24 protein-coding genes are annotated in these 24,461 nt (G+C 73.9%); 6 read left to right on the top strand and 18 right to left on the bottom strand.

What is annotated here, in order from left to right; all coding sequences use genetic code 11:
- Positions 1-53: 53 nt before the first annotated feature.
- A complete protein-coding gene (locus ACFHW0_RS02305; protein WP_416605110.1) occupies positions 54-953 on the bottom strand; it encodes a MerR family transcriptional regulator in 900 nt (299 codons plus the stop codon).
- Positions 954-1,041: 88 nt separating this feature from the next.
- Between ACFHW0_RS02305 and ACFHW0_RS02300 the strand changes: the two genes are divergently transcribed.
- A complete protein-coding gene (locus tag ACFHW0_RS02300) occupies positions 1,042-1,260 on the top strand; it encodes a hypothetical protein (RefSeq protein ID WP_121400334.1) in 219 nt (72 codons plus the stop codon).
- Between the two features lie 222 nt (positions 1,261-1,482).
- Here ACFHW0_RS02300 and ACFHW0_RS02295 read toward each other — a convergent pair whose 3' ends face one another.
- From ACFHW0_RS02295 to ACFHW0_RS02260, 8 genes are all read right to left on the bottom strand, one after another.
- The gene (locus ACFHW0_RS02295) at positions 1,483-2,922 is read right to left on the bottom strand and encodes an acyl-CoA carboxylase subunit beta (protein WP_199729555.1); all 1,440 of its coding nucleotides are present in this window, start codon (positions 2,920-2,922) and stop codon (positions 1,483-1,485) included.
- Positions 2,923-2,932: 10 nt separating this feature from the next.
- Positions 2,933-4,159, bottom strand: a complete 1,227-nt coding sequence (gene fabF / locus ACFHW0_RS02290; RefSeq protein WP_416605109.1) for a beta-ketoacyl-ACP synthase II — start codon at positions 4,157-4,159, stop codon at positions 2,933-2,935.
- Between the two features lie 2 nt (positions 4,160-4,161).
- Positions 4,162-4,401, bottom strand: coding sequence for an acyl carrier protein (locus ACFHW0_RS02285; RefSeq protein WP_007072348.1), 240 nt, complete (start codon positions 4,399-4,401; stop codon positions 4,162-4,164).
- Between the two features lie 84 nt (positions 4,402-4,485).
- Entirely contained in the window at positions 4,486-5,430 is a 945-nt protein-coding gene (locus tag ACFHW0_RS02280) for a beta-ketoacyl-ACP synthase III (RefSeq protein ID WP_416605107.1), read from the bottom strand.
- Positions 5,427-6,596: an acyltransferase domain-containing protein gene (locus ACFHW0_RS02275; protein WP_416605106.1), complete on the bottom strand. Its 1,170-nt coding sequence runs from the start codon at positions 6,594-6,596 to the stop codon at positions 5,427-5,429. Before ACFHW0_RS02275 ends, ACFHW0_RS02280 begins: the two co-directional genes overlap by 4 nt.
- A 78-nt stretch (positions 6,597-6,674) precedes the next feature.
- Positions 6,675-8,033, bottom strand: coding sequence for a PucR family transcriptional regulator (locus tag ACFHW0_RS02270; RefSeq protein ID WP_416605105.1), 1,359 nt, complete (start codon positions 8,031-8,033; stop codon positions 6,675-6,677).
- A 38-nt stretch (positions 8,034-8,071) separates the two neighbouring features.
- Positions 8,072-8,740 (bottom strand): response regulator, encoded by a 669-nt coding sequence (locus tag ACFHW0_RS02265; RefSeq protein ID WP_416605104.1) that lies wholly within the window; start codon positions 8,738-8,740, stop codon positions 8,072-8,074.
- Positions 8,741-8,756: 16 nt separating this feature from the next.
- Positions 8,757-9,941, bottom strand: coding sequence for a sensor histidine kinase (locus ACFHW0_RS02260; RefSeq protein WP_416605103.1), 1,185 nt, complete (start codon positions 9,939-9,941; stop codon positions 8,757-8,759).
- Between the two features lie 287 nt (positions 9,942-10,228).
- On the opposite strand from ACFHW0_RS02260, the gene ACFHW0_RS02255 reads away from it, so the two are divergent.
- Positions 10,229-10,570, top strand: coding sequence for a hypothetical protein (locus tag ACFHW0_RS02255; protein ID WP_416605102.1), 342 nt, complete (start codon positions 10,229-10,231; stop codon positions 10,568-10,570).
- 36 nt (positions 10,571-10,606) lie between these two features.
- Entirely contained in the window at positions 10,607-11,533 is a 927-nt protein-coding gene (locus ACFHW0_RS02250; RefSeq protein WP_416605100.1) for an NADP-dependent oxidoreductase, read from the top strand.
- A 126-nt stretch (positions 11,534-11,659) separates the two neighbouring features.
- Here ACFHW0_RS02250 and ACFHW0_RS02245 read toward each other — a convergent pair whose 3' ends face one another.
- Entirely contained in the window at positions 11,660-12,310 is a 651-nt protein-coding gene (locus ACFHW0_RS02245) for a hypothetical protein (RefSeq protein WP_416605099.1), read from the bottom strand.
- 222 nt (positions 12,311-12,532) lie between these two features.
- Here ACFHW0_RS02245 and ACFHW0_RS02240 point away from each other — a divergent pair, with 222 nt between their 5' ends.
- On the top strand, positions 12,533-13,222 hold the full coding sequence (locus ACFHW0_RS02240; protein ID WP_416605098.1) for a copper resistance CopC family protein: 690 nt from the start codon (positions 12,533-12,535) through the stop codon (positions 13,220-13,222).
- Between the two features lie 121 nt (positions 13,223-13,343).
- Here ACFHW0_RS02240 and gltX read toward each other — a convergent pair whose 3' ends face one another.
- The 3 genes from gltX to ACFHW0_RS02225 are packed head-to-tail and all read right to left on the bottom strand — an operon-like array spanning position 13,344 to position 17,407.
- Positions 13,344-14,753 carry a glutamate--tRNA ligase gene (gene gltX, locus ACFHW0_RS02235; protein ID WP_416605096.1) on the bottom strand — a complete coding sequence of 470 codons (1,410 nt, stop codon included), beginning with the start codon at positions 14,751-14,753 and terminating at the stop codon, positions 13,344-13,346.
- A gap of 48 nt (positions 14,754-14,801) precedes the next feature.
- Complete coding sequence (locus tag ACFHW0_RS02230; RefSeq protein WP_416605095.1) at positions 14,802-16,079, bottom strand: MFS transporter; 1,278 nt, start codon at positions 16,077-16,079, stop codon at positions 14,802-14,804.
- A complete protein-coding gene (locus ACFHW0_RS02225) occupies positions 16,076-17,407 on the bottom strand; it encodes a GH1 family beta-glucosidase (protein ID WP_416605094.1) in 1,332 nt (443 codons plus the stop codon). Before ACFHW0_RS02225 ends, ACFHW0_RS02230 begins: the two co-directional genes overlap by 4 nt.
- A 186-nt stretch (positions 17,408-17,593) precedes the next feature.
- Between ACFHW0_RS02225 and ACFHW0_RS02220 the strand changes: the two genes are divergently transcribed.
- Positions 17,594-18,040 (top strand): SRPBCC family protein, encoded by a 447-nt coding sequence (locus ACFHW0_RS02220; protein WP_121400347.1) that lies wholly within the window; start codon positions 17,594-17,596, stop codon positions 18,038-18,040.
- A gap of 135 nt (positions 18,041-18,175) precedes the next feature.
- On the opposite strand, the gene aceE is transcribed toward ACFHW0_RS02220, so the two are convergent.
- The gene (aceE, locus tag ACFHW0_RS02215) at positions 18,176-20,920 is read right to left on the bottom strand and encodes a pyruvate dehydrogenase (acetyl-transferring), homodimeric type (protein WP_416605092.1); all 2,745 of its coding nucleotides are present in this window, start codon (positions 20,918-20,920) and stop codon (positions 18,176-18,178) included.
- Positions 20,921-21,105: 185 nt separating this feature from the next.
- Here aceE and ACFHW0_RS02210 point away from each other — a divergent pair, with 185 nt between their 5' ends.
- Positions 21,106-21,510: a YjbQ family protein gene (locus tag ACFHW0_RS02210; protein WP_088999025.1), complete on the top strand. Its 405-nt coding sequence runs from the start codon at positions 21,106-21,108 to the stop codon at positions 21,508-21,510.
- Between the two features lie 55 nt (positions 21,511-21,565).
- On the opposite strand, the gene ACFHW0_RS02205 is transcribed toward ACFHW0_RS02210, so the two are convergent.
- The 4 genes from ACFHW0_RS02205 to ACFHW0_RS02190 form a co-directional block, all read right to left on the bottom strand.
- Positions 21,566-22,363 (bottom strand): ABC transporter permease subunit, encoded by a 798-nt coding sequence (locus ACFHW0_RS02205; protein ID WP_416605091.1) that lies wholly within the window; start codon positions 22,361-22,363, stop codon positions 21,566-21,568.
- Complete coding sequence (locus ACFHW0_RS02200) at positions 22,350-23,261, bottom strand: ABC transporter ATP-binding protein (RefSeq protein ID WP_416605090.1); 912 nt, start codon at positions 23,259-23,261, stop codon at positions 22,350-22,352. The genes ACFHW0_RS02205 and ACFHW0_RS02200 overlap by 14 nt, the downstream gene beginning before the upstream one ends.
- Positions 23,254-23,733 (bottom strand): GbsR/MarR family transcriptional regulator, encoded by a 480-nt coding sequence (locus tag ACFHW0_RS02195; RefSeq protein ID WP_416605088.1) that lies wholly within the window; start codon positions 23,731-23,733, stop codon positions 23,254-23,256. Before ACFHW0_RS02195 ends, ACFHW0_RS02200 begins: the two co-directional genes overlap by 8 nt.
- A 99-nt stretch (positions 23,734-23,832) precedes the next feature.
- Positions 23,833-24,417: an NADPH-dependent FMN reductase gene (locus tag ACFHW0_RS02190; RefSeq protein WP_416605087.1), complete on the bottom strand. Its 585-nt coding sequence runs from the start codon at positions 24,415-24,417 to the stop codon at positions 23,833-23,835.
- Positions 24,418-24,461: the final 44 nt, after the last annotated feature.

The raw sequence follows: 24,461 nt of genomic DNA, 5'->3' as shown, positions 1-24,461 counted from the left end.
ACGAGAGCCGGCTCATCAAAGCGGCGCGGACCGGCACCGTCAACCCGGTTGATCTACGGCGCCGCGCGCAGGGCGGCCACCAGCCACTCCACGGCCGGCACCGCGGGCGGGAACGGGGGCCGCCGGTTGAGCACCCCGATCAGCTGCCAGTACCGCTCCACCTGCCGGTCGGTGAAGGCCGCGATGCCGTCGGCGAGCGCGAGCCGTTCGGCGCGGGACAGCCCCGGGTCCACCATCTCGTCGAGCACCGCCCGCGCCTGCCCGGAGTCCGGGGCGATCCCGGCGGCGAGCGCGGCGCGCGCCGGCTCGACGGAGGGCATCGCCGGCGGCGGGGACGTCGCCGCCGCCCCGGCCACCGCCATCGCCCGTACCCGCAGCCGGAAGGCGGGGTCGGCGACCAGCTCGGCCAGCTCGATCCAGGCGTCCACCTCCTCGTCGGTGGGCTCGTCGGGCAGGTCGGTGGGGAGCGTCCGCATCGCCAGGGCCAGCCCGTCGCCGCCGGGGCCGGGCTGCACGCCACCGAAGACCTCGGCGACGAACTCGTCGATGATCCGTTGCCGCTCCTGGGCGGAGAGGCGGGCCAGGTCGTTCATCAGTCTCAACTCCTCGGTCGTGCTGCCACGTCGGGCGACCGACCGCAGCACCGCCCGGCGCAGCCGCAGCGTGCGGATCTCCGCGTCCAGGGCGCGGCTGTGCGCCTGTGCCACCTCCCGGACGCTCATCCGCCGCTGGAGGATCCGGCGGACGTCGTCCAGGCCGATCCCCAGCTCACGCAGGCTCCGGACCAGGTCCAGCCGGGCCACGGCCGCCGCGTCGTAGAGGCGGTAACCGCCGGTGGACCGGGCGGTGGGCGGGAGCAGGTCGAGGTCGGACCAGAAGCGGATCGTCCGGACGGAGAGGCCGGTGCGGCGGGCGAGTTGCCCGATGGTGAACAGGTCGGTGCGGTCGTCCACGTCGAGAAGCCTCCTGCCTCCAGCCGCTGGAGAGTCAAGCGGGAAAACCGGGTCGCGTCCGGCCGCCCCGCCTGGCACCCTCGCGCACATGGCAACGGCTGAGGGTTTCGCGTACGTCGAGCGGTCGGACGGCACGGTGGTCATCACCCACCACGGCCGGGCGGCGGGCACCCTGCGCGGCGGCCGGGCGGCGGAGTTCCTCGCCGAGGTCGACGGCGACCCGCAGCTCGTGATGGCCCGCTGGACCGGCAACTACCGCCGGGGCAACGAGCGGACCGCCCGCCAGCACCCCCGCAACCGGGGCTGAGCGACGCGGAAGGGCCCGCGCTCGTGCCTTGCGCGGACCCTTCCGGCGGTACGTGGCCCATCGCGGCGGGCCCGGGCCACCGCGCCCCGGTCCTGCTGGGCCGGTTCCCCGCCGGCGCGGCCGTGCCGGGTGGCGCGGTGCTGCCGGCGGTGGTGCTGCGCGTGGCGCCGCCCTGGTGCGGCCGACCGTCAGGCGGTGGCCCGCACCGATGCCGTGGCCGGCCTAGAGGGGGATGTTGCCGTGGGCGCCACGTGCGGCGGGGGCGGCGGCGAGGGCCTCGGCGATGCGGCGGCGGGTCTCGGCCGGGGTGATGACGTCGTCGACGACGCCGATCTCGAGCGCCCGGTTGACGCCGCCGGCGATGCGGGTCTGCTCCTCGACGAGTTGCGCGCGCAGCGCCTCGCGCTCCTCGGCGGGGACGGCGGCGAGCTTCTTGCGGTGCAGGATGTTGACGGCGGCGCCGGCGCCCATCACCGCGACCTCGGCGTTGGGCCAGGCGAACACCGCGGTGGCGCCCAGGGAGCGGGAGTTCATCGCGATGTACGCCCCGCCGTAGGCCTTGCGGGTGACCAGGGTGACCCGGGGCACGACGGCCTCGGCGAAGGCGTGCAGGAGCTTCGCGCCCCGGCGGACGACGCCGTCCCACTCCTGGCCCAGGCCGGGCAGGTAGCCGGGGACGTCGACGAGGACGATCAGCGGCACGCCGAGGGAGTCGCACATGCGCACGAACCGGGCGGCCTTCTCGGCGCTGGAGGCGTCCAGGCAGCCGCCCAGGCGCAGCGGGTTGTTCGCGATGACCCCGACCGTACGCCCGGCGAAGCGTCCCAGGGTGGTCACGACGTTCGGCGCCCATTTGGCGTGCAGCTCCACCCCGGGGGCGTCCAGCAGCGCCTTCACCACCGGCTTGACGTCGTAGGCCCGGTTCGTCTCGACCGGCATCTTCGCCGTCAGGTCGTGTGCCCCCTCGTCCTGGGCGGCCACGTCGTCGGGCGACAGCCGCCCCTGCCGGCCGAGCAGCGCGGCGAGCTTGCGCGTCTCGACCAGCGCCGTCTCGTCGTCGGCGCAGGTCACGTGGACCACCCCGGAGCGGCGGCCGTGCGGCTCGGGCCCACCGAGGCGGGCCATGTCGACCTGCTCACCGGTGACGCTGCGCACCACCTCCGGGCCGGTCACGAAGATCCGGCCCGCGCCGCTCATCACCACGATGTCGGTCAGCGCCGGCCCGTACGCGGCGCCACCGGCCGCCGGGCCCAGCACCGTGGAGATCTGCGGCACCCGCCCCGAGGCGCGCACCATCGCCGCGAACACCTGACCCACCGCGTCCAGGGCGACCACGCCCTCGGCCAACCGCGCGCCACCCGAGTGCCACAACCCGATCACCGGGACCCGCTCCCGCACCGCGGTGTCGATCGCGTCCACGACGTGCCGGCACCCCTCGGTGCCCATCGCCCCGCCCATCCGCGTCGCGTCCGTGGCGTACGCGACGACCGGCGAGCCGTCGATCTCACCCCGCGCCCACAGCACACCCGAGGTGTCGCGTGGCACCGACAACCGCAACGAACCCGCGTCGAACAACGCCCGGAGCCGCACCTCCGGATCCCGGTGGTCCGCGACGGACGACGCGTCCACGCCAACGGCGGTGGTGGTCACGTGAGCCTCCATGGCTGTGGTCTCAGGCCCGCGTGAAGACGAGAGCCACGTTGTGACCGCCGAAGCCGAACGAGTTGTTCAGCGCGGCGGGGATGTCCATGTGGCGCGCCTCGTTGGCGGCCACGTCCAGGCTGAGCCCGTCGTCGGGGTCGTCCAGGTTGATCGTCGGCGGTACGACACCGTCGCGGATCGCCAGGATGGTGGCGATCGACTCCAGCGCGCCCGCCGCGCCCAGCAGGTGACCGGACATCGACTTGGTCGAGGTCAGCACCGGGTGGTCACCCAGTGCCGCGCGCAGCGCGGTGATCTCCGCGACGTCGCCGACCGGGGTCGACGTGGCGTGCGCGTTGACGTGCACGATGTCCGCCTTGGCGACGTCCGCGTCCGCGATGGCCTTCGCGATCGCCCGGATCGCGCCCTCGCCCTCCGGATGCGGCTGGACGATGTCGTAGCCGTCGGAGGTGAGGCCGGCGCCGGCCAGCCGGGCGTAGACCCGGGCGCCCCGGGCGGCGGCGTGCTCCGCCCGCTCCAGCACCAGGATGCCCGCGCCCTCCCCGAGCACGAAGCCGTCGCGGCCCTTGTCCCACGGCCGGGAGGCCCGCTCCGGCTCGTCGTTGCGGGTCGACATCGCCCGCATCGAACTGAACCCGGCGATCGGCAACTGGTGGATGACCGCCTCGGTGCCGCCGGCCACCACCACGTCGGCCCGGCCGGCACGGATCATGTCCATGCCGAGCGCGATCGCCTCGGCGCCGGTCGCGCAGGCGCTGGCCACCGAGTGCACCCCCGCCTTCGCGCCCAGCTCCAGCCCCACCCAGGCGGCGGGGCCGTTCGGCATCAGCATCGGGATGGTGTGCGGGGAGACCCGCCGCGGGCCGGACGCCTCCAGGATGTCGTCCTGGGCGAGCAGCGTCAGCGCGCCGCCGATGCCCGAGCCGACGCTGACGCCCAGCCGCTCCGGGTCCAGGCCGGAGTCGGCCAGGCCGGAGTCCGCCCAGGCCTGCTGCGCCGCGATGATCGCGATCGCCTCGGAGCGGTCGAGCCGGCGCAGCTTGACCCGGTCGATCAGGCCGGTCGGCTCGACCGCGAGCCGGGCGGCGATGCGGACGGGCAGTTGCTCGGCCCACTCCTGGGTGAGCGGACCCACCCCGGAGCGGCCGGCGAGCATGGCGTCCCAGGTCGACGCGACGTCCCCGCCCAGCGGGGTGGTCGCGCCGAGCCCGGTGACGACGACGTCGGTGTGAGCCATGATCAGGACTGCGCCTCGATGTAGCTGACGGCGTCCCCGACGGTCTTCAGGTTCTGCACCTCGTTGTCCGGGATCTTGACGCCGAACTTCTCCTCGGCCGCCACCACGACCTCCACCATGGAGAGCGAGTCGACGTCCAGGTCGTCGGTGAAGGACTTCCCCTCGGCCACGTCGTCCGGGTTCACCCCGGCAACCTCTTCGAGGATCTCGGCGAGGCCGGCGGTGATCTCGTCACGGGTCATTGCGGTTGGTTCCTCTCATCGTGGATCATTCGACGGCCGACGACGCCGGCCGTCACTCCCCGGCGCAGCGGCCGGAGGGGCTTGTCAGGGGCAGCGGACGACCTGACCGGCGTAGGTCAGGCCGCCGCCGAAGCCGAAGAGCAGCACCGGGGCGCCGGACGGCACCTCCCGCCGCTCGACCAGCTTGGACAGGGCCAGCGGCACGCTCGCCGCCGACGTGTTGCCGGACTCGACGATGTCCTTGGCGACGATCGCGTTGGGGATCCCGAGCCGCTTGACGATGCCGTCGATGATGCGGGCGTTGGCCTGGTGCGGCACGAAGGCCGCCAGCTCCGACGGGTCCACCCCGGCGCGCTCGCACGCCTGCCGGGCCAGCGGCGCCAACTCCGTGGTGGCCCAGCGGAAGACCGACTGGCCCTCCTGCTGGATGGACGGGCGCCAGCCCTCGATGCGTACCGCGTCGCCGCGCTCCGGCACCGAGCCCCAGACCACCGGGCCGACGCCGTCGGGCTCGCCCTCGCCCACGGCCGACACCACGGCGGCGCCGGCGCCGTCGGCGAAGATGATGCAGGTGGAGCGGTCCGTCCAGTCGACGATGTCGGACAGCTTCTCCGCGCCGATGACCAGGGCGTTGCGCGAGGCGCCGGCCCGGATGGCGTGGTCGACGGTGCCCAGCGCGTACGCGAAGCCGGAGCAGGCCGTGTTGAGGTCGAACGCCCCGGGCGCGGTGATGCCGAGCTTGGCGGCGACCCGGCAGGCCACGTTCGGGCTGCGGTCGGCGGAGCTGCACGTCGCCACCACGACCAGGTCGATGTCGGCGGCGGTGAGCCCGGAGTTGGCCAGGGCCTTGTCGGCGGCGGCGGCGGCCATGTCGGCGACCGTCTCGCCGTCGGCGATCCGCCGGCTGACGATGCCGACCCGGTCCCGGATCCACTCGTCGCTGGTCTCGACCAACTGGGCGATGTCGTCGTTGGTGACCACGCGCGAGGGCTGGTAGTGCCCCAGCGCGACGATCCGGCTGCCGGTCATGCGTGTCCTCCGATGCGGACGAGCGGTTGGCCCGGCGCGACCGGGTCGTCGTGGTGGGCGAGCCACTCGGTGAGCACGCCGCTGCCGTGCGCGGTCACCTCGACCGGGCCCTGCCGGGTGGCCACGTGGCCGACGACCTGGCCGGCGCGGAGCGCGTCGCCCTCGGTGAGCTCCCGCGCCGGCTCGAAGGTACCGGCCGAGGGGGCCACCACCACGCGGAAGTGCATGGTCGGCTCGTGACTCGGCGCCATCCCGTGCCGGGCGATCAGGTCCCGGGCGGCGGGCAGGTCGTCCGGGGTGTTGAGGGTGACCACCTCGGGGGCGCCGGCCCCCTTCAGCTCCCGCTTCACCAGGCCCGCGAGGGTGCCGGCCGGGGGCAGCTCGATCACGCCGGTCACCCCGAGGTCGGCCAGGGTGCGCATGCAGAGGTCCCAGCGCACCGGCGCGGTGACCTGGCGGACCAGCCGCTGCACCATGTCGCGCCCGTGGTTGACCGCGGCCCCGTCGAGGTTCGACAGCAGGATCCGGGCCGGGTCGGTCGGGGTGATCCCGGCCGCCACGGCGGCCAGCGCCGTCTCGGCGGGGGCCATGTACGGCGTGTGGAAGGCGCCGGCCACCTTCAGGCGGATCACCCGGGCCTTCGCGGGCGGCTCGGCGGCGAGCTTCTCCAGCCCCTCGACGGCGCCGGCCGCGACGAACTGGCCGGCGCCGTTGCGGTTGGCGGGGTGCAGCCCGTGCGCGACGATCGAGGCGAGCACCTCGTCGGGGTCCCCGCCCAGCACGGCGGCCATCCCGGTCGGCTCCAGCGCGCAGGCGGCGGCCATCTCCCGGCCGCGGACGCCCGCCAGGGTGATCGCCGCCTCCGCCGGGAGCACCCCGGCGAGCGCCGCCGCGCCCAGCTCGCCGACGCTGTGGCCGGCGGTGAGCGTGACGTCGTACATCGGCAGGTGCTCGGCGGCCAGCAGCGCGGCGGCGACCAGCAGCGGCTGGGTCCGCGCGGTGTCCCTGATCTCGTCCGCGTCGGCGGCGGTGCCGAGGTGCAGCAGGTCGACCCCGGCCAGCGCCGACCACCAGCGGAGACGTGCCTCGGCGCCGGTGAGGTCCAGCCAGGGAGTCAGGAAGCCGGGTTTCTGGGAACCCTGGCCGGGCGAGAGTACGGCGAGCACGTCTATGACTCTCCCGGATACGCGCGGGTAGCGCTGTGCCGCCCCCGACCAAACCGCACTAGAACCTTTGGATGGTTCCTACAAAAATCGGCGGCGATCATCACCTGTGTGTGACGTTTTGTTGACATTCGGGATCATTGTCTGGGTTGGTACCACGGGGACCACCGGGTCGAGCCGACCGACGGTGAGGGCCACCTGGAGCGCGAACGCGTCCCGCGCCGCGAGCGGCGAGAAGCCGGTGACGTCGGAGATCCGCCGCAGCCGGTAGCGCACCGTGTTCGGGTGCACGAAGAGGGACCGCGCGGCGCTCTCCAGCGTGCCGCCGGCCGCGAAGAAGGCGTCCAGGGTCTCCAGCAGTTCCCCGCCGGCCCGCACCAGCGCGGCGTAGACGTCGTGTCGCAGCCGTCGGCGCGCCTCGGCGTCCCCGGCCAGCGCCCGCTCCGGCAGCAGGTCGTCCGCCGGCACCGGCCGGGGCGCGGTCGGCCAGGCCGGTGCGGCCCGGAAGCCGGCCAGCGCGGCGCGTGCCGATTCGGTCGCCTCGTCCAGGCTCGGTACGGCCGGACCGACCACCACCGGCCCGTCGCCGAAGGCGCCGAGCAGCTTGCCGGTGGCCGCGACCGGGTCGGCGGCGCCGCCGAGCACGATGACCAGCCGGTCGCCGTGCACCCCGCCGATCACCTCCGTGCCGATGCGCCGGGCCTGCCGGTGCACGGTGTGCAGCACGGCGGAGACCTCCCCGCCGGGGGAGCGGCCGACCGCCACCGCCACCGGCGGGGCGTCCGCCCAGCCGAGCGCCGCCGCCCGGCTCGCCAGCACGTCCGGCGAGTCGCCCCGCAGCAGCGCGTCCACCAGCAGCGCCTGCAACCTGGCGTCCCACGAACCGCGCGACTCGGCGGCCCGGGCGTACACCCGGGCGGCGGCGAAGGCGATCTCCCGGGAGAACCGCAGCACCGCCTCGCGCAACTGCTGTTCCTCGCCCTTCGCCGCCAGGTGCGAGACCTGCTCCTCGACGACGTCGATCATCACCTTCACCAGCGCGACGGTCTGCTGGAGGCTGATCGAGCGGGCGAGCGCCTGCGGCGCGGTGGCGAAGACCTCGTCCGAGACCTCCTGGGTGCTGTCCGCCGTGCCGCCGCCGTCACGCAGCCACTGCACCAGCGACCGGGCGCCGGCCTGGGCCACCAGCATCACCCAGGAGCGGTGGTCGGGCGGCAGGTCGCGGAACCAGGGCAGTGTCTCGTCCATCCGGGCCACGCTGGCGCTGGCCAGCGCCCCGGCCGCCCGCTCGATCCGGCGCAGCGTGGCAGACAGTTCCGTCCCGCCCGGCTCGCTCACCACCCCAGCCTGACACGCCCCGACCTGCGGCTCCGCGCCGGGCGGCCCGCCCGCCGTGGCCCGGGTGGTCCACCCGCCGTGACCACCGGGCGGCCCGCCCACCCGTCGCGACGAAGCACGTGCCCCGGGCGGCGGTGAGGTCAGGCCGGCGGCGGGGCGGGCAGTCCCAACTCCTGGGCCAGGATGGCGGCCTGCACCCGGCTGCGCAGGTCCAGCTTGGCGAGGATCCGGCTGACGTGGGTCTTGGTGGTGCTCTCGGCCATCGCCAACCGGTCGGCGACCTGCTGGTTGGACAGGCCGAGCCCGAGACAGGCCAGCACGTCGCGCTCCCGGGGGGTCAGCGCGTCCACCGCCCCGCGGGTCGCGGCGGAGGTGGCCGGGACGGTCGCCGCGAACGCGGTGATCAGGCGGCGGGTGACCGCCGGGGCGATGAACCCCTCGCCCCGGGCGACCGTCCGTACCGCCGCCACCAGTCCCTCCGCGTCGATGTCCTTGAGGACGAAGCCCGCCGCGCCGGCCCGCAGCGCCCCGAAGACGTACTCGTCGACGTCGAAGGTGGTGAGCACGAGCACGTCGGCGAGGCGGTCGGCGGCGATTTCCCGGGTGGCCGAGATGCCGTCCAGCCGGGGCATCCGCACGTCCAGGACCGCGACGTCCGGGCGCAGCTCCCGGCACAGCCGGACCGCCTCGGCGCCGTCCTCGGCCTCGCCCACCACCTCGACGCCGGCCGCCCCGGCCAGGATCAGCGCCAGCCCGGCCCGCACCGCCGGCTGGTCGTCGGCGAGCAGCACCCGGATCACCTCGGCCATGTCGCGCCCCGTCCCCTCACGGCGCCACCTCCGTCGGCAGCTCCACCCGTACCCGCCACCGGCCCTCCGCCGGGCCGGCGGCGAACCGGCCGTTCAGCAGCACCGCCCGCTCCCGCATCCCGATCAGGCCGGCGCCCGCGCCGGTCAGGGGGCCACGGCCGGCGCCGACCGGGTTCTCCACGCCCACCACCACCCCCGCCGGCTCGTACGCGACCAGCAGGTCGGCCTCGCCGGCGCCGTGCTTGAGCGCGTTGGTCAGCGACTCCTGCACGATCCGGTACGCGGCCAGGTCCACCCCGACCGGCAGCGCGCGGGGCTCGCCGCGCCGGGTCGCCCGTACGGTCAGCCCGGCGGCGCGGACCCGGTCCACGAGAGCGTCCACCTCGCTGAGCCGCGCCCGGGTCGTCTCGTCGGTCGCGTCGACGGCCGTCCCGCCCTCTGCCGGTTCCCGCAGCAGGCCGATCATCTGGCGCATCTCGCCCAGCCCCTGCACGCTGCTCTCCCGGATCACGCGCAGCGCCGACTCGACCTGCGACCGGTCGAGCCCGGGCACGGAGAGCGCGGCCGTGGCGTGGATGGCCACCGCGCTGAGGTGGTTGGCGATCACGTCGTGCAGCTCCCGCGCCATCCGGGCCCGCTCCGCGCCGACCGCCTGCCGGCGGTCCAGCTCCACCAGCCGGGCCGTCTGCTCGGCCCGGGCCCGCTCGGCGACCGCCTGGTCGCGGTACTGCCGCACGCTGATCCCGGTGAGCACCGGCAGCACCCCGGCCAGCACCACGGGCGCCCCGATGCCCACGCCCCGCCAGTCGCCCCTCAGCAGCACCCCCACCGCCGTGCCGAGGACGCTCAATCCGACCATGACCTGGAGCAGCCGGCGCCAGGTCCGGGCCGAGCCGAACACGCACGCGTCGTAGAGCACCTGGGTGTAGACGAGGACGGTGGCCAGCGAGCCGCCCATCGCGAGGTCGGCCAGCACCGCCACCGTGCCGAGCGCCAGGCTGGCCCGGGTGGCGACACGGCGCAGGCCCACGGCCACGCAGACCACCGCCAGCGGCAGCAGGAACAGCGGTTCCGGCAGGCCCGGGTGCCAGGACAGTTGGGGCTGCGTGCCCAGGCCGTACATGACCGCCCCGCCGACCAGGGACGCGCACGCGAGCACAAGATCCCGCCCACCCGTCCCCACCCCCACCCATCTCCCCACCCATCTCCCCACCCGACCCCCCACCCCCACCCCCGCTCCCACCCCCGCTCCCACCCCCCGATCCCACCACACCCCCACCCCGCCCCTCCCCGCCGATCATGCAGTTGTGGTGGGGGACGAAAGCTGCACCGGCGTACGAAATTCCCACCACAACTCCATGATCGCGAGGGGAGGGGGGTGTGCGGGGTGGGGGAGCGGGTGGCTGTGGGGGCGTCGGTGCCGGCCAGTACGGTGACAGGGCCCGTCGGAGCGACCCCGGCGGGCGGGGCGAGCGTGAGGAGACTCCGATGGCGCACGGGGAGGCCGAGCACGGCTGCGCCCAGGGCGAGCCCTGCCGGCCGGGCCACCACGAGCAGCCGGCGGCAGCCAAGCACCGCCGGCTGCCCGGCGGGTTCCCGGCCCACTCGCCGGAGCACCCGGCCGCCCGCGCGCCCGAGCGCCCCGAGGACGACGTCACGGTGCCCCGGCAGCGCGTCGCCGAGCCGGCTCCGACCGGCGAGGCCGAGCCGGCGGAGGCCCCGGGCTGCCGCAGCGACCTACCCGGCTGGGCCGGCGCGCACCGGCACGGCCCGGTCCGCCCCCGGCAGCGCGCCACCCGCCGGGAGCGGCCCCCACGCCGCTGGTGCTGACCACGGCGACGCCGCCCGGCCGCTAGCGTGGTCGGGGTGAAGGCGATCGCGATCGACACGTACGGCCCGGCCGACCTGCTGACCGTCCGGGACCTGCCCGACCCGCCGGTCGGCCCGGACACGGTGCTCGTACGGGTCCGGGCGGCCGGGGTGAACCCGGTCGACTGGAAGGTGCGCGAGGGGCACCTGGCCCGTGCGATCCCGGGTCACTTCCCGCTCGTTCCCGGTTGGGACGCGGCCGGGGTGATCGAGGCGGTCGGGCCGGCGGTGACCGGGTTCGCCGTCGGCGACGAGGTCGTCGGCTACGTCCGACGCGACCACGTCCAGTACGGCACGTACGCCGAACTCGTCCCGGCACCCGAGCGGGCGCTGGCGGCCAAGCCGGTGCGGGCGTCCTGGGCCGAGGCGGGCGGCCTCCCCCTGGCGGGTCTCACGGCGTACCAGGCGCTCCAGTCGGCCCGCACCGGAGCCGGCGACACGGTGCTGGTGCACGGGGCGTCCGGCGGGGTGGGCCACCTGGCGGTGCAGGTCGCCCGCGCGCTCGGCGCCGACCGCGTGATCGGCACGGCCGGCGCGGCCAACCACGACTTCGTCCGGTCGCTGGGCGCCGAGCCGGTCGCGTACGGCGACGGGCTGGCCGACCGGGTCCGCGCGGTCGCGCCCGACGGGGTGGACGTGGTGCTCGACCTGTTCGGCGGCGACGCGCTCGACGTGTCGGCCGAGTTGATCACCCGTCCCGCGCGGCTGATCTCGACGGCCGACCCGGAGCACGTCACCCGGCTTGGCGGCAGCTATCTGTTCGTCAAGCCGTCGACCGTGGACCTGGGCGTGCTCGCCGGGCTGGTGGACGCCGGTCGGCTGACCGTCCATGTGGAACGGACGTTCCCGCTGGCGCAGGCGGCCGACGCGCAGCGCCTGGTGGAGGCGGGGCACGTCCGCGGCAAGGTGGTCCTGGAGGTCTGATCCCGGCCGGAGGCCGTGCGCGTCGGCCGGGGGCATCGGCCCGCGACCGGCCCGTGCCGCCCCCGGCCCAGGGCGGGGGTCGGCACGGGCGGTGCGGCGTCGGGTGACGGTCGGGCTGGCGCGGGGTCAGCGGGTGCGGCGGCGGACCAGCAGCGCGATCCCGGCGAGCCCCGACGTGATGACCAGCACCACCGCGACGTTGAGCAGCAGCAGCCGCTGCAACTCGCCGAGCGCCTCGCCGATGTCCTTCGCCGGGTTGAGGGCGTCCTCCGGGATGACCCGCTCGCCGCCGCCGACGCCCCCGCTGACGGTGTCGAACTGCCGCTCCAGCGGCACGCCCGCCGTGCGGAGGGTCTCCGACATGCTGAGCCGGCCGAGGAACCAGCCCGCGACGGTCTTGCGGGCGTCCGGCTGCTTGGCCGGGCGGTAGACGCGCGGCCCGCCGACCGCCTTCGGGTAGAGGTCGTACGTCTGCTTCGGGACGTCACCGGCGAACACCACGACCGTGTACTTCGGACCGAGGTCGGCCGCCTTCGGGCCCTTGGGCTGCCCCGTACGGCCCAGGAAGTTGACCTGGTCGATGATCGCCACCACGTGCGCCGGTTGGGCCTCGGCGCGCAGCCGCAGCGGCTCCGCCAACCCCTGCCCGGTGATCTCCACTCCGGCCGGTGGGGGCTTCGGTGCCGCCGTCGCCGTCCCGGCCGGACCGAGCGACAGGACCGCCGCCGCGAGCCCGCCCGCCAACACCGCGACCAACCGCCGCATCGTTCGGACCATCGCCGCCTCCTCGCCCCGTTCGATGGCTGGCTTGCTGCAGGTCACGCGTTGGTTGGCTGACGGGGGTGACCGGACCCGTGCGGGGTGCCACCCTCAAGACTGCGCAGAACGTCGATCGGTTGCAGCTCGTGGAACAGTAATTGGAACTATCTGTGATCCCGGCCCGACCAATGAACGGTAGCCGTGGATCAGCGGGCGGATCGTACCTTTACGGAGGGGTTCATGGGGGGCAGGTTCCCACGGGTGGCGCGCACCTGGCCAGTGGTGCTCGGCGTGGCGCTCGGTGTGTCGTTGTTGCTGCCGGCCGCGCCGGCGGCCGCCCACAACTCGCTGACCGGCAGCGATCCGCGCAACGGCGCCCGGGTGGCCGAGGCGCCGTCCCGGATCGAGCTGCGTTTCCTGGCGAAGGTGGAGCCGAATACGACGAAGATCACAGTCACCGGTCCGGACAACGTGGCCGCGCTGGGGGGCGCGCCGACCTTCTCCGGCTCCCGGGTGAGCGTGCCGTTCAAGCCGGGCCGGGCGGGGCTCTACATCGTCGACTACCGGGTGGCGTCCAGCGACGGGCACCCGGTCTCCGGCGAGGTGCGGTTCACCCTGACCACCGGCACCCCCGCCGGGTCGCCGGCCGGCGCGGGCACCGCCGACCCGACCGCCCCGGCGTCGGCCGTACCGCCCTCGCCCGCTGCCGCGCCGACCTCGCCCGCTGCCGGGCCGACCTCGCCCGCTGCCGGGCCGACCTCGCCCGCGCCCGACCCGGCGGGCGCGGGCTCGCCGGGATCCGCCGTACCCGCGGCGCAGGAGAACGACGACGCGGCCGGGCGCGGCTGGCTGTGGGCCCTCGGCGGCGTGCTTCTCCTCGCCGCCCTCGCGGCCGGCCTGCTGCTGCGCCGCCGCTCCGCCCGTCGCTGAGCGGCACCGCCCCGACGCCCCGGCACCCGGACGGCTCAACGCCCGACGGCTCAACGCCTCGGCGCCCGGACCGGACGGTCCGGGCGCCCGATGGGTACGCCGCGCTGGCGCGGTGTGTGGCTCAGACCAGGCGGACCCGGGCGGCGCGCAGCCGGCTCAGGACGCGCTCGCGGCCGAGCACCTCCAGCGACTCGAACAGCGGCAGCCCGACGGTGCGCCCGGTGACCGCGACGCGCACCGGGGCCTGGGCCTTGCCGAGCTTGAGCCCGCGCTCGGCACCGACCGCCTCCAGCGTCGACTTCAGCGTCTCCGCGTCCCACGACTCCAGCGCCTCGAACGCCGCCGTGGCGGCGTCCAGCAGCTCCGCCGAGCCCTCCTTCATCGCCTTGGCCCAGGCGGCCTCGTCGATCAGCGGTGCGTCGAGGAAGAGGAAGTCGACGTTCGGCACGATCTCGCTGAGCAGCGCGATCCGGGTCTGCGCCAGCGGGGCGACGGCCGCGAAGGCGTCCGCGTCGAACTCCTCCGGCTGCCACGGCGGCGGCGCGATGGTGCCGGTGCCCGTCAGCCACGGCCGGCAGGCCTCGACGAACTCCTCGACTCCGAGCGCCCGGATGTACTCGCCGTTGAACGCCCGGAGCTTCTTCTCGTCGAAGAACGCCGGGGAGGGGTTGACCTCCTCCAGCCGGTACTCCTCCTCGATCACCGACCACGGGACGATCTCCCGGTCGCCCGACGGCGCCCAGCCGAGCAGCATCAGGTAGTTGCGCATCGCCTCGGCCAGGTAGCCCTCGTCCCGGAACGCCTCGAGGGCCACCTTGTCCCGGCGCTTGGAGAGCTTCTGCCGCTTCTCGTTGACCACCACCGGCACGTGCGCCCAGATCGGCGGCTTGACCCCGAGGGCGTCCCAGAGGAGCTGCTGCTTGGGGGTGTTGGGCAGGTGCTCCTCCGCCCGGATCACGTGGGTGATCCCCATGGTCATGTCGTCGACCACGTTGGCGAGCAGGAAGACCGGCGAGCCGTCGCCCCGGGCGATGACGAAGTCCTCGACCAGCTTGTTCTCGAAGGTGGGCTCGCCGCGGATCAGGTCGACCACCACGGTCTCGCCCTCGTCGGGCGTGCGGAAGCGCAGGGCGCGCCCCTCGCCGGCCGGCAGGCCCCGGTCGCGGCAGAAGCCGTCGTAGCCCTGGTACTGCGAGCCGGTGCGGGCCTGCACGGCCTCGCGGGTGCAGTCGCAGTAGTACGCGCGGCCGGACTCGTGCAGCCGCGCGGCGGCGGCCCGGTGCTCGCCGGCGTACTGCGACTGGAAGTGGGGGCCCTCGTAGCTGCCGCGCTCGATGCCGATCCAGTCCAGCGCGGAGAGGATGCCCTCGGTCCACTCCGGCTTGTTGCGGGCCGCGTCGGTGTCCTCGATGCGGAGCACGAACACCCCGCCCTGCTGCTTGGCGTAGATCCAGTTCTGCAGCGCCGAGCGGGCGCCGCCGACGTGGAACATACCGGTCGGGGAGGGGGCGAAGCGTACACGTACCGTCACGTCCCCAGCCTACGGCGGCCCGCGACCGGATTCCGCCAGGGGTGCGGCTCAGGGCACCGAGCGGATCTTCAGCACCAGGACGCTGCCCAGCACGGTGACCGCCGCGGTGACCGCGTAGAGCACCGGATAGCCGCCGAGGTGCACCACGAGCGGGGCGGAGATCGCCGGCCCGAGCACCTGCGGGGCGGAGTTGGCGATGTTGATCACGCCCAGGTCCTTGGCCCGGTCGGCCGCGGCCGGCAGCACCTGCGTGATGAGCGCGGCGTCCACCGACAGATAGACGCCGTAGCCGGCGCCGAGCAGCAGCGCGGCGACCACGGCCACCGGCCAGACCGGCGCGACGGCCAGCAGCAGCGCGGCGACCGCCATGATCCCGCCGGCGGTGATGACGAAGACCTTGCGCCGGCCGGAGCGGTCCGACAGCCGCCCGGCCACCACGGCGGTGGCCGCCAGGCCGGCCGTGTAGAGCAGGATCAGCACCAGCAGGCCGCCCTCGGGGTCGACGTGGCGCACCTCGTCGGTGAGGAAGTAGAGCAGGTAGAGCGTGCCGAGCGCGTTGCCGAGCTGCACCAGGAACCGGGTGATCCAGGCCCAGCCGAAGTCGGGGTGGCGGCGCGGCGAGATCCACATCGACGCGAGCAGGGCACGCCACCGCAGCGCCGGGCGGTGCGCCCGGGGCAGCGGGTCGTCGGCGGTGAGCAGCGCGAACGGCAGGGCCAGCAGCAGCACCGCCGCCGCCATCGCCACGTAGCCGGCGGCGGTGCCGCTCACCACGGCGGTGACCAGCACCACCCCGAGCACCAGCCCCAGCGCCTGGGGGATGCCGACCCAGCCGGAGACGCCGCCCCGCTGGGCCACCGGCACCCGGTCCGGCACGGCGGCGGTGAGGCTGGCCAGCATCGCGTTGAAGCAGACCTGAGCGGCGACCCAGCCGAGCGCGACCCCGGCGACGGTGCGTTGCTGCGCCAGCAGCACCAGGGCCGCCGCGCCGAGCAGCGCGCCGCCGGCGGTCCAGACGTGCCGCCGGCCGAACTCCCGCCCGGCCAGCCGCAGGCAGGTCCGGTCCGACAGCGCCCCGGCGAGGGGGTTGGCGAGCACCGCGGCGAGCGCGCCGAGGCCGGTGACCAGGGCCAGCGCGGTCTCCTTGTCGGCCGGTGCGATCCGCCCCAGCTGCTGCGGCAGCAGCACCTGGATCGGCGTGAAGAACGCCATCCAGACCCCGAGGTTCGCCGCGAAGATCAGCGCGATCCAGCCCCGCCGCACCGGCACGGTCGGCTCGGCGAGCGCCGCCGGCAGCGACGCGGGCGTCGGATCGACGGTGGTCACGGCCGGGCGATCAGGTCACGGAACCAGGCGTACGAGGACTTGGGCGTACGGAGCTGCGTGTCGAAGTCGACGTGCACGAGGCCGAAGCGCTTGGTGAGGCCCTCCGCCCACTCCCAGTTGTCCAGCAGCGACCAGACGAAGTAGCCGGTCACGTCGACGCCCTCGTCCATCGCCGCCCGTACCGCGCGCAGGTGCCCGTCGAGGTAGGCGATGCGCTCCGGGTCGTGCACCCGGCCGTCGGCGTCGGGCGTGTCGTCGTACGCGCAGCCGCTCTCGGTGACCTGGATCGGCGGCAGGTCGTCGGCGTACGTGCGGCGCAGCCAGCCGAGCAGCTCGCGCAGCCCGTCGGGGGCGACCGGCCAGTCGAAGGCGGTGCGCGGGTATCCGTCGAGCGGCACCAGCTCGAACGGCAGCGGCGAGCCCTCCTGCGCGGCACGTACGCCGGTCGGGTTGTAGTAGTTGACCCCCAGCACGTCGATCGGCGCGGCGATCACGTCGAGGTCCCCGGCGCGCACCACGCCCGTGTCGAAGCCCAGCCCGTCGGGGTAGCCCCGGCCGAACAGCGGGTCGGTGAAGAGGCGGTTGTGCAGCGCCTCGTACGCGGCGACGGCCGCCCGGTCGGCGTCGGTGTCCCCGGCCGGCCGCACGGGCGAGTAGTTGTTGGCGATGGCGACCGGGCTGGCGGTGCGCGCCCGCAGCGCGGCGACGGCGAGGCCGTGGGCGAGCAGTTGGTGGTGGGCCACCGGGAAGGCGTCGAAGAGCAGCGTCCGGCCGGGGGCGTGCTCGCCCGTGCCGTGGCCGAGGCTCATGTGGATGAACGGCTCGTTGAGGGTGATCCAGAGCTTCACCCGGTCGCCGAGGCGGGCGGCGGTCGCGTCGGCGTACTCGGCGAAGCGGTGGGCGGTGTCCCGGTTCAGCCAGCCGCCCGCGTCCTCGAGGGCCTGCGGCAGGTCCCAGTGGAAGAGCGTGGCGACCGGGTCGACACCGTGGGCGAGCAGGTCGTCGACGAGCCGGTCGTAGAAGTCCAGCCCGCGCGCGTCGACCGGGCCGTCACCGGTGGGTCGCACCCGGGGCCAGGCGATCGAGAAGCGGTACGCCGAGACCCCCAGCCCGGCGAGCAGCGCGACGTCCTCGGCGTGCCGGTGGTAGTGGTCGCAGGCCACGTCGCCGGTGCTGCCGTCGGCGATCCGTCCAGGGGTGTGGGCAAAGGTGTCCCAGATGGACGCTCCCCGCCCGTTCTCGTCGACGCCGCCCTCGATCTGGTAGGCCGAGGTGGACACTCCCCAGCGGAATCCGGCGGGGAACTCGGGCATCGCTGCGGTCGACATGCGCCCTCCCGTCTTACGTGAATCGTGCTCGCGACTCTAGAGCGCCGTCGATCGATGCGCCATAGGCCGTACGGCGCCGCAGCGCAATGGATTTCGGCGTGTCTTTTCCAAACCCGTCCTAGTACGTCCGAATTTGCGCATAGAGTGCCGATATCGTGGGATGTCCTCACTGGAGGAAAGACGGAAATGATCCTCGTGGAACGCAGTGCGCACGTGATGGCGCCAGTGGAAGCGGTCTGGGACGTCGTGCAGCGGGCCGAGCAGTTGCCGGCCTGGCTGGCGGGGGTCCGTGCGGCCGAGGTGCTCTCGGGAGAGGGCTTCGGGCGACGACAACTCGTCCAGGCCGGACGTGGCGCCGCGCATGAGGCCGAGGTCATCGCCTATCAGGCGCCGACCCTGATCGGCTGGCGCGAACGCGCCAAGGGCGCCGGTGCCCGGGCGGAGGCGCGCACCGAGATCTACGTCCAGCTCACCGCGGACGAGGAGGAGGGCGGGACGATCGTGCGACTCATCGTCGTACGCTGGCCGGCCGGTCCGGTCAAGGCCGCCCTGCTCCGCCTCGGCCTGCGCAGGGTCGGCGCCGACCTGGAGGACTCGCTCGCCCGGCTGACCGATCTGGCCGCCGTCGGCTGAGCCGGGCACGTCCTGGCGTCACCCGCGACGGCGGTGGCCCGGTGTCCCCGCCAGGGGCTCCGGACCACCGCCGCTTCGCTCGTCGGACGACGAAGGGCCCGGCGCGGGTGCGCCGGGCCCTTCGTCGCGTACGTCCTAGCTGTCGCCGCCGGTCTCGCCGACCGGGGCCGCGTTCACGTCCTCGATGGCGTACTTCTTGGCCGCCTCGGCCGGCACGTTCGCCGGTACCGTGCCGCGCAGGGCGAGCTGCCGCAGCGTCGCGACGACCACCGACTCGGCGTCGACGTGGAAGTGCCGGCGCAGGGCGTGCCGGGTGTCGGACATGCCGAACCCGTCGGTGCCGAGCGAGGTGTAGTCGCCGGGCACCCAGCGGGCGATCAGGTCCGGCACCGCGCGCATCCAGTCGCTGACCGCGACCTTCGGGCCCTCGGTGTCGGCCAGCTTCTGCTGGATGTACGGCACCCGCTGCTCCGCGCCCGGGTTGAGCAGGTTGTGCTCCTCGCACTGCACCGCGTCCCGGCGCAGCTCCGTCCAGGAGGTCACCGACCAGACGTCGGCGGCCACGCCCCAGTCCTGGGCCAGCAGCTGCTGCGCCTTGAGCGCCCACTGCATGCCGGTGCCCGAGGCGAGCACGTTGGCCTTCGGCGCGTCGTCGCCCACCGACGGGGCGGGGGAGTAGCGGTAGATGCCCTTGAGCAGGCCCTCGACGTCCACCCCCTCCGGCTCCGCCGGCTGGAGGATCGGCTCGTTGTAGATCGTCAGGTAGTAGAAGACGTTCTCCTGCGCCTCGCCGTACATCCGGTGCAGGCCGTTCTCCACGATGTGCGCGATCTCGAACGCGAACGCCGGGTCGTACGCGACCACCGCCGGGTTGGTGGCGGCGATCAGCAGCGAGTGGCCGTCCTCGTGCTGGAGCCCCTCGCCGTTGAGCGTGGTCCGGCCGGCGGTGGCGCCGAGCAGGAAGCCCCGGGCCATCTGGTCCGCGGCGGCCCACAGCCCGTCGGCGGTGCGCTGGAACCCGAACATCGAGTAGAAGATGTACATCGGAATCATCGGCTCGTCGTGGGTGGCGTACGCCGAGCCCGCCGCCGTGAACGAGGCGACCGAGCCGGCCTCGTTGATCCCCTCGTGCAGGATCTGCCCGCCGGTGGACTCCTTGTACGACAGGAACAGCTCCCGGTCGACCGAGGTGTAGCGCTGGCCGTGCGGCGAGTAGATCTTCTGCGTCGGGAAGAGCGAGTCCATGCCGAAGGTGCGGGCCTCGTCCGGGATGATCGGCACCCAGCGCTTGCCGAACTCCTTGTCCTTCATCACGTCCTTGAGCAGGCGGACGAAGGCCATCGTGGTGGCCACCTTCTGCTTGCCCGAGCCGCGCTTGACGTCGGCGAAGCGCTCCGGGCCGGGGATGGCCAGCCGCTTCTGGCCGGAGCGCCGCGACGGCAGGTAGCCGCCGAGCTGCTGGCGCCGCTCCTTGAGGTAGGCGATCTCGTCGGACTTCTCGCCCGGCGTGTAGTACGGCGGCAGGTAGGGGTTGTCCTCCAGCGCCTTGTCCGGGATGTCCAGGTAGAGCCGGTCGCGGAAGGTCTTCAGGTCCTCCAGCGTCAGCTTCTTCATCTGGTGGGTGGCGTTGCGGCCCTCGAAGTGCGAGCCCAGCGTCCAGCCCTTGATCGTCTTTGCGAGGATGACGGTCGGCTGACCGGTGTGCTCCATCGCCGCCTTGTAGGCCGCGTAGAGCTTGCGGTAGTCGTGCCCGCCCCGCTTGAGGTTCCAGATCTCGTCGTCGCTGAGGTCCTCGACCATCTTGCGGGTCCGCTGGTCGCGGCCGAAGAAGTGCTCCCGGACGTACGCCCCGGACTCCGCCTTGTAGGTCTGGTAGTCACCGTCGGGCGTGGTGTTCATCAGGTTGACCAGCGCGCCGTCGGTGTCCGCGGCGAGCAACGGGTCCCACTCGCGGCCCCAGACCACCTTGATGACGTTCCAGCCGGCACCCCGGAAGAACGCCTCCAGCTCCTGCATGACCTTGCCGTTGCCGCGCACCGGCCCGTCGAGCCGCTGGAGGTTGCAGTTGATCACGAAGGTGAGGTTGTCCAGCTCCTCGCGGGCGGCCACACCGATCGCGCCGAGCGTCTCCGGCTCGTCCATCTCGCCGTCGCCCAGGTACGCCCACACGTGCTGGTCCGAGGTGTCCTTGATGCCCCGGTGGTGCAGGTAGCGGTTGAACCGCGCCTGGTAGATCGCGTTCAGCCCGCCCAGGCCCATCGAGACCGTGGGGAACTCCCAGAAGTCCGGCATGAGCCGGGGGTGCGGGTACGACGGCAGGCCGCCGCCCGGGTGCGACAGCTCCTGGCGGAACCCGTCGAGCTGGTGCTCGGTCAGCCGCCCCTCCAGGAACGCCCGCGCATACATGCCGGGCGAGGCGTGGCCCTGGTAGAAGATGTGGTCGCCGCCGCCCGGGTGGTCCTTGCCACGGAAGAAGTGGTTGAAGCCCACCTCGTAGAGCGAGGCCGAGCTGGCGAAGGTGGAGATGTGCCCGCCGACGCCGATCTCGGGGCGCTGCGCCCGGTGCACCAGCATGGCCGCGTTCCACCGGACGTACGCCCGGATCCGCCGTTCCACGTGCTCGTCGCCCGGGAACCACGGTTCGCGCTCCGGCGGGATGGTGTTGATGTAGTCGGTGGTGGTCAGCGACGGCACCCCGACCTGGCGCTCGCGGGCCCGCTCCAGCAGGCGCAGCATGACGTAGCGGGCGCGCTTTGTCCCGCGCTCGTCGATGACACCGTCGAGCGACTCGACCCATTCGCTGGTCTCTTCAGGGTCGATGTCCGGAAGCTGGCTCGGCAGACCAGCGGTGATCACCGGGCGCTTGCGTTCCGTAGCCACAGGCGTTCCCTCGGTTCTGTGTGGGATAGGTCTCTAGCGCCATCCTGCCTCCTGGTGGCACCCGCCGTCACGCCCACCGCCCGGAGACGCGACGCGCGACACAGGTACCCGCCGGTAACTTTGCGCAACGGGACCGCTCGGTGGGAAGTGGGCGGCCGTCGACCCCCTCGGGCACAATGCGTCGTATGCGCAGTGAGGTCATCACCGTCCAGACCGGGGCCCGGCCGACCGTCCGGGACATCACGGCGGAGGCCGAGCGGTTCGTCTCCGGGCAGGGCGACGGCCTGCTGCACGTCTTCGTGCCGCACGCCACCGCCGGGCTGGCGATCATCGAGACCGGTTCGGGGTCCGACGACGACCTGCTCGCCGCGCTCGACGACCTGCTGCCCACCGACGACCGGTGGCGGCACCGGCACGGCTCGCCCGGCCACGGGCGCGACCACGTCCTGCCGGCGTTCGTCCCCCCGTACGCGACGCTGCCGGTCGTCGACGGCCGGCTGGCGTTGGGCACCTGGCAGTCGGTCTGCCTGGTCGACCCCAACGGCGACAACCCCACCCGCAGCGTCCGCTTCTCGTTCCTGCCCGGCTGACGGCGCGCCCCGAGCCGCCCGGTCCGAACCGCGACGGCGCGTTCCGCGCTTCGGGTCAGACCGCCACGTCGCGCCGGGCGAAGGTGGCCGCGCCGACGGCGCCCAGCGCCACGGTGGCGCCGGCGAGCAGCAGCGCCCCGACCGGCTGCACGCCGTCGACCAGCGGCGAGCCGCCCAGGTACCAGTGGAACGGGGACAGCTCCCGCGCCCAGGTCAGCCCCTCCACCCGGGGCAGGACCGAGTTCGCCAGATAGCCGAGCACGGCGACCGCGGCGCCGGTGCCGAGGGCCACGGCCCGCCGCCCGGTGGCCGCGCCGACGGCGAAGGCGAGCGCGGCGAAGACCAGCCCGAACAGGGCCAGGTGCAGGGTCATCGCCGCGAAGCCGCCGACACTGATGCCGTCGAATTGCGCCGGGCCGCTCAGCACGACCATCGCCAGGCCGAGCAGGATGGTCACCACCACGATGCCGACCGCCGCCGCCGCGAAGCGGAGCAGGACGAGCCGGGTCCGGCCGACCGGATGGGCGAGCACCAGGTCGAGCGTGCCGGCCTCCTCGTCGCCGGCCACCGCGCGGGCGCCAGCGGCGATGGCGAACACGGCGACCAGCAGCGGGACCAGCAGGCCGTAGACGGCGCTGCCGAGGTAGCCGGCGGCGCTGGTGAGGTCGCTGTAGTTGAACGCCTCCAGCAGACCCTCCGGGTACGCCTCCAACGCCTTCGTCATCTCCGGCGTCTGCATCGTCGGCCAGAACGAGGCGTACATCGCCCCGACGGCGACGATCGCCACGGTCCAGCCGAGCAGTGAGCGGCGTGCGTCGTGCAGGGCCTTGGTGAACGGGTCACGCAGCAGCACGGGCGGACTCCTCCCGCGAGTAGTAGCCGAAGAACAACTCCTCCAGGTCGGGCTCCTCGGAGAGCAGCCCGACCACGGTGTGCCCGGCGGCCGCCTTGACCAGGGCGTCGGCCCGTCCGTCGAGTCGGCAGCGCAGGGTCGCTCCCGTGACCGTCACCTCGCTCACGCCGGGCAGGGCGGCGAACTCCGCCGGGACGACCGGCTCGGCGAAGGTGACCTCCACCCGGCGTACGGCACGCTCGCGCAACTCCTCGACCCGCGCCACGGTGACCAGCCGGCCCTCGCGGATGATGCCCACCCGGTCGGCGGTCTGCTGCACCTCGCTCATGACGTGCGAGGACATGAACACCGTCCGGCCGTCGGCGCGAGCCTCCCGCACCATCGACAGGAACTCCTGCTGGAGGAACGGGTCCAGCCCGCTGGTCGGCTCGTCGAGGATCAGCAGCTCCGGTTCGTGCATGAACGCCTGCACCACGCCGACCTTCTGCCGGTTGCCCTTGCTGAGCCCTCTGATCCGCCGGCCGAGGTCCAGGTCGAGCCGGGCGGCCAGCTCGTCGATCCGGGCCCGGGGCACCCCGCCACGGAGGTTGCCCAGGTAGGTCAGCAGCTCCCGGGCGCTCTGCCGGCCGTCCACGACGAAGTCGCCGGCCAGGTAGCCGATCCGGCGGCGCAGGGCGACCCCGTCGCGACGGGGATCGGCACCGAGGACGCTGATCCGGCCGCTGGTCGGGCGGATCAGGTCGAGCAGCAGCCGGATCGTGGTGGACTTGCCAGCGCCGTTGGGCCCGAGGAACCCGTACACCTCGCCGCGCTCGACCCGCAGGTCCAGCCCGGTCAGGCCACGGTTGCGCCCGTAGGTCTTGATCAGGTTCCCGGTCTCGATGGCGGGGTCAGCCATCCCTGCCTCCCCTCTCCGCGTACTCGGACTCGAAGCGTTCGACGAGCTTCGGCACCTCGCGTTCGACGAACGCATAGAAGTCGCGCATCACCCGCAGCCGTTCGCTGCCGGGCGCGTCCTCCCCGCCGACGACGGTCAGACCCTGCTCCATCAGCTGGCGGAACACCCGGAACTTGGCGGCGTCGGCGGCGATCCGGATGATCGCGTCCGGCCTGACCTCGTAGGCGTGTCCTCGATGGCCCGGCACCGGCACCCGCCGGGCCAGACCGCTGGTCTCGAGCATCCGCATGCCGGTGCTGACCGAACCCTTGGAGAGCCCGAGCCCCTCGGCGAGCTGGGCGCTGGTCTGCCACGGCGGCTCGCAGACGAGCAGCCACCCGAGCAGCTTGCCGTACGCCGGTGGCAGGCCGAGCCCACTCAGTACGACGGCGGCTTCCTCTGCGTAGTGGCGCCGGGCGGAGAGTTCCGTCATGGGCTCCCCGTTTCGAACGTTCAATATGTTCTGAACGAAGGATACGTGCGAGGGGGGCACCGGAGCAAGGGGTGCGGCGTGCGGGAGCGGCGGGAGCGGTCAGGCGGCGGCGAGCTGGCTGATGCGGATGCGGGTGGTCAGGGCGTCGAGCAGGCCGCGCAGCAGCGCCCGGGTGGTCTCGTCCGTGACGGTGCCGTCCGGGGCGATTTTCTCGTGCGCGTTGGTCACGATGATCTCCGGCTTGCTGAGCACCGTGGAGTCGGTCCACAGGAACAGCTGCCGGAGCTGGAGCTGGGCCCGGACGGTGCCCATGCCGGTCGGCGCCGCGCCCATGACGGCCACCGGCTTGTGTGCCAGCGGCGACACCCAGGAGGTGACCGGGAAGCTCGGCCGGGACGCCCAGTCGAGCGCGTTCTTCAGCACCCCGGGCACCCCGTAGTTGTACTCCGGGGTGGCGATGAGCAGCGCGTCCGCCGCCGCCGCCACCCGCCGGCGCAGGTCGACCACGGGCGCAGGCGGCGTGGCCTCGACGTCCTCGTCGAAGGGCGGAATGGCGCCCAGTCCCTCGTACAGCTCGATGGTCAGCCGCTCCGGGGCGAGGCGCTGCGCGGCCCGGATCAGGGCGGTGTTGTACGACGCGTGGCGCAGGCTGCCGGAGATGGCGAGGACCGAGAAGTCGGACATGGCGGGGTGCCTCCGTTCGGCGCTCGACGCGATTTGCGTGAGCA

The organism is Micromonospora sp. LOL_025 (assembly GCF_048060285.1).
Taxonomy (GTDB): domain Bacteria; phylum Actinomycetota; class Actinomycetes; order Mycobacteriales; family Micromonosporaceae; genus Micromonospora.
This window is presented reverse-complemented; position numbering and strand designations above follow the sequence as displayed.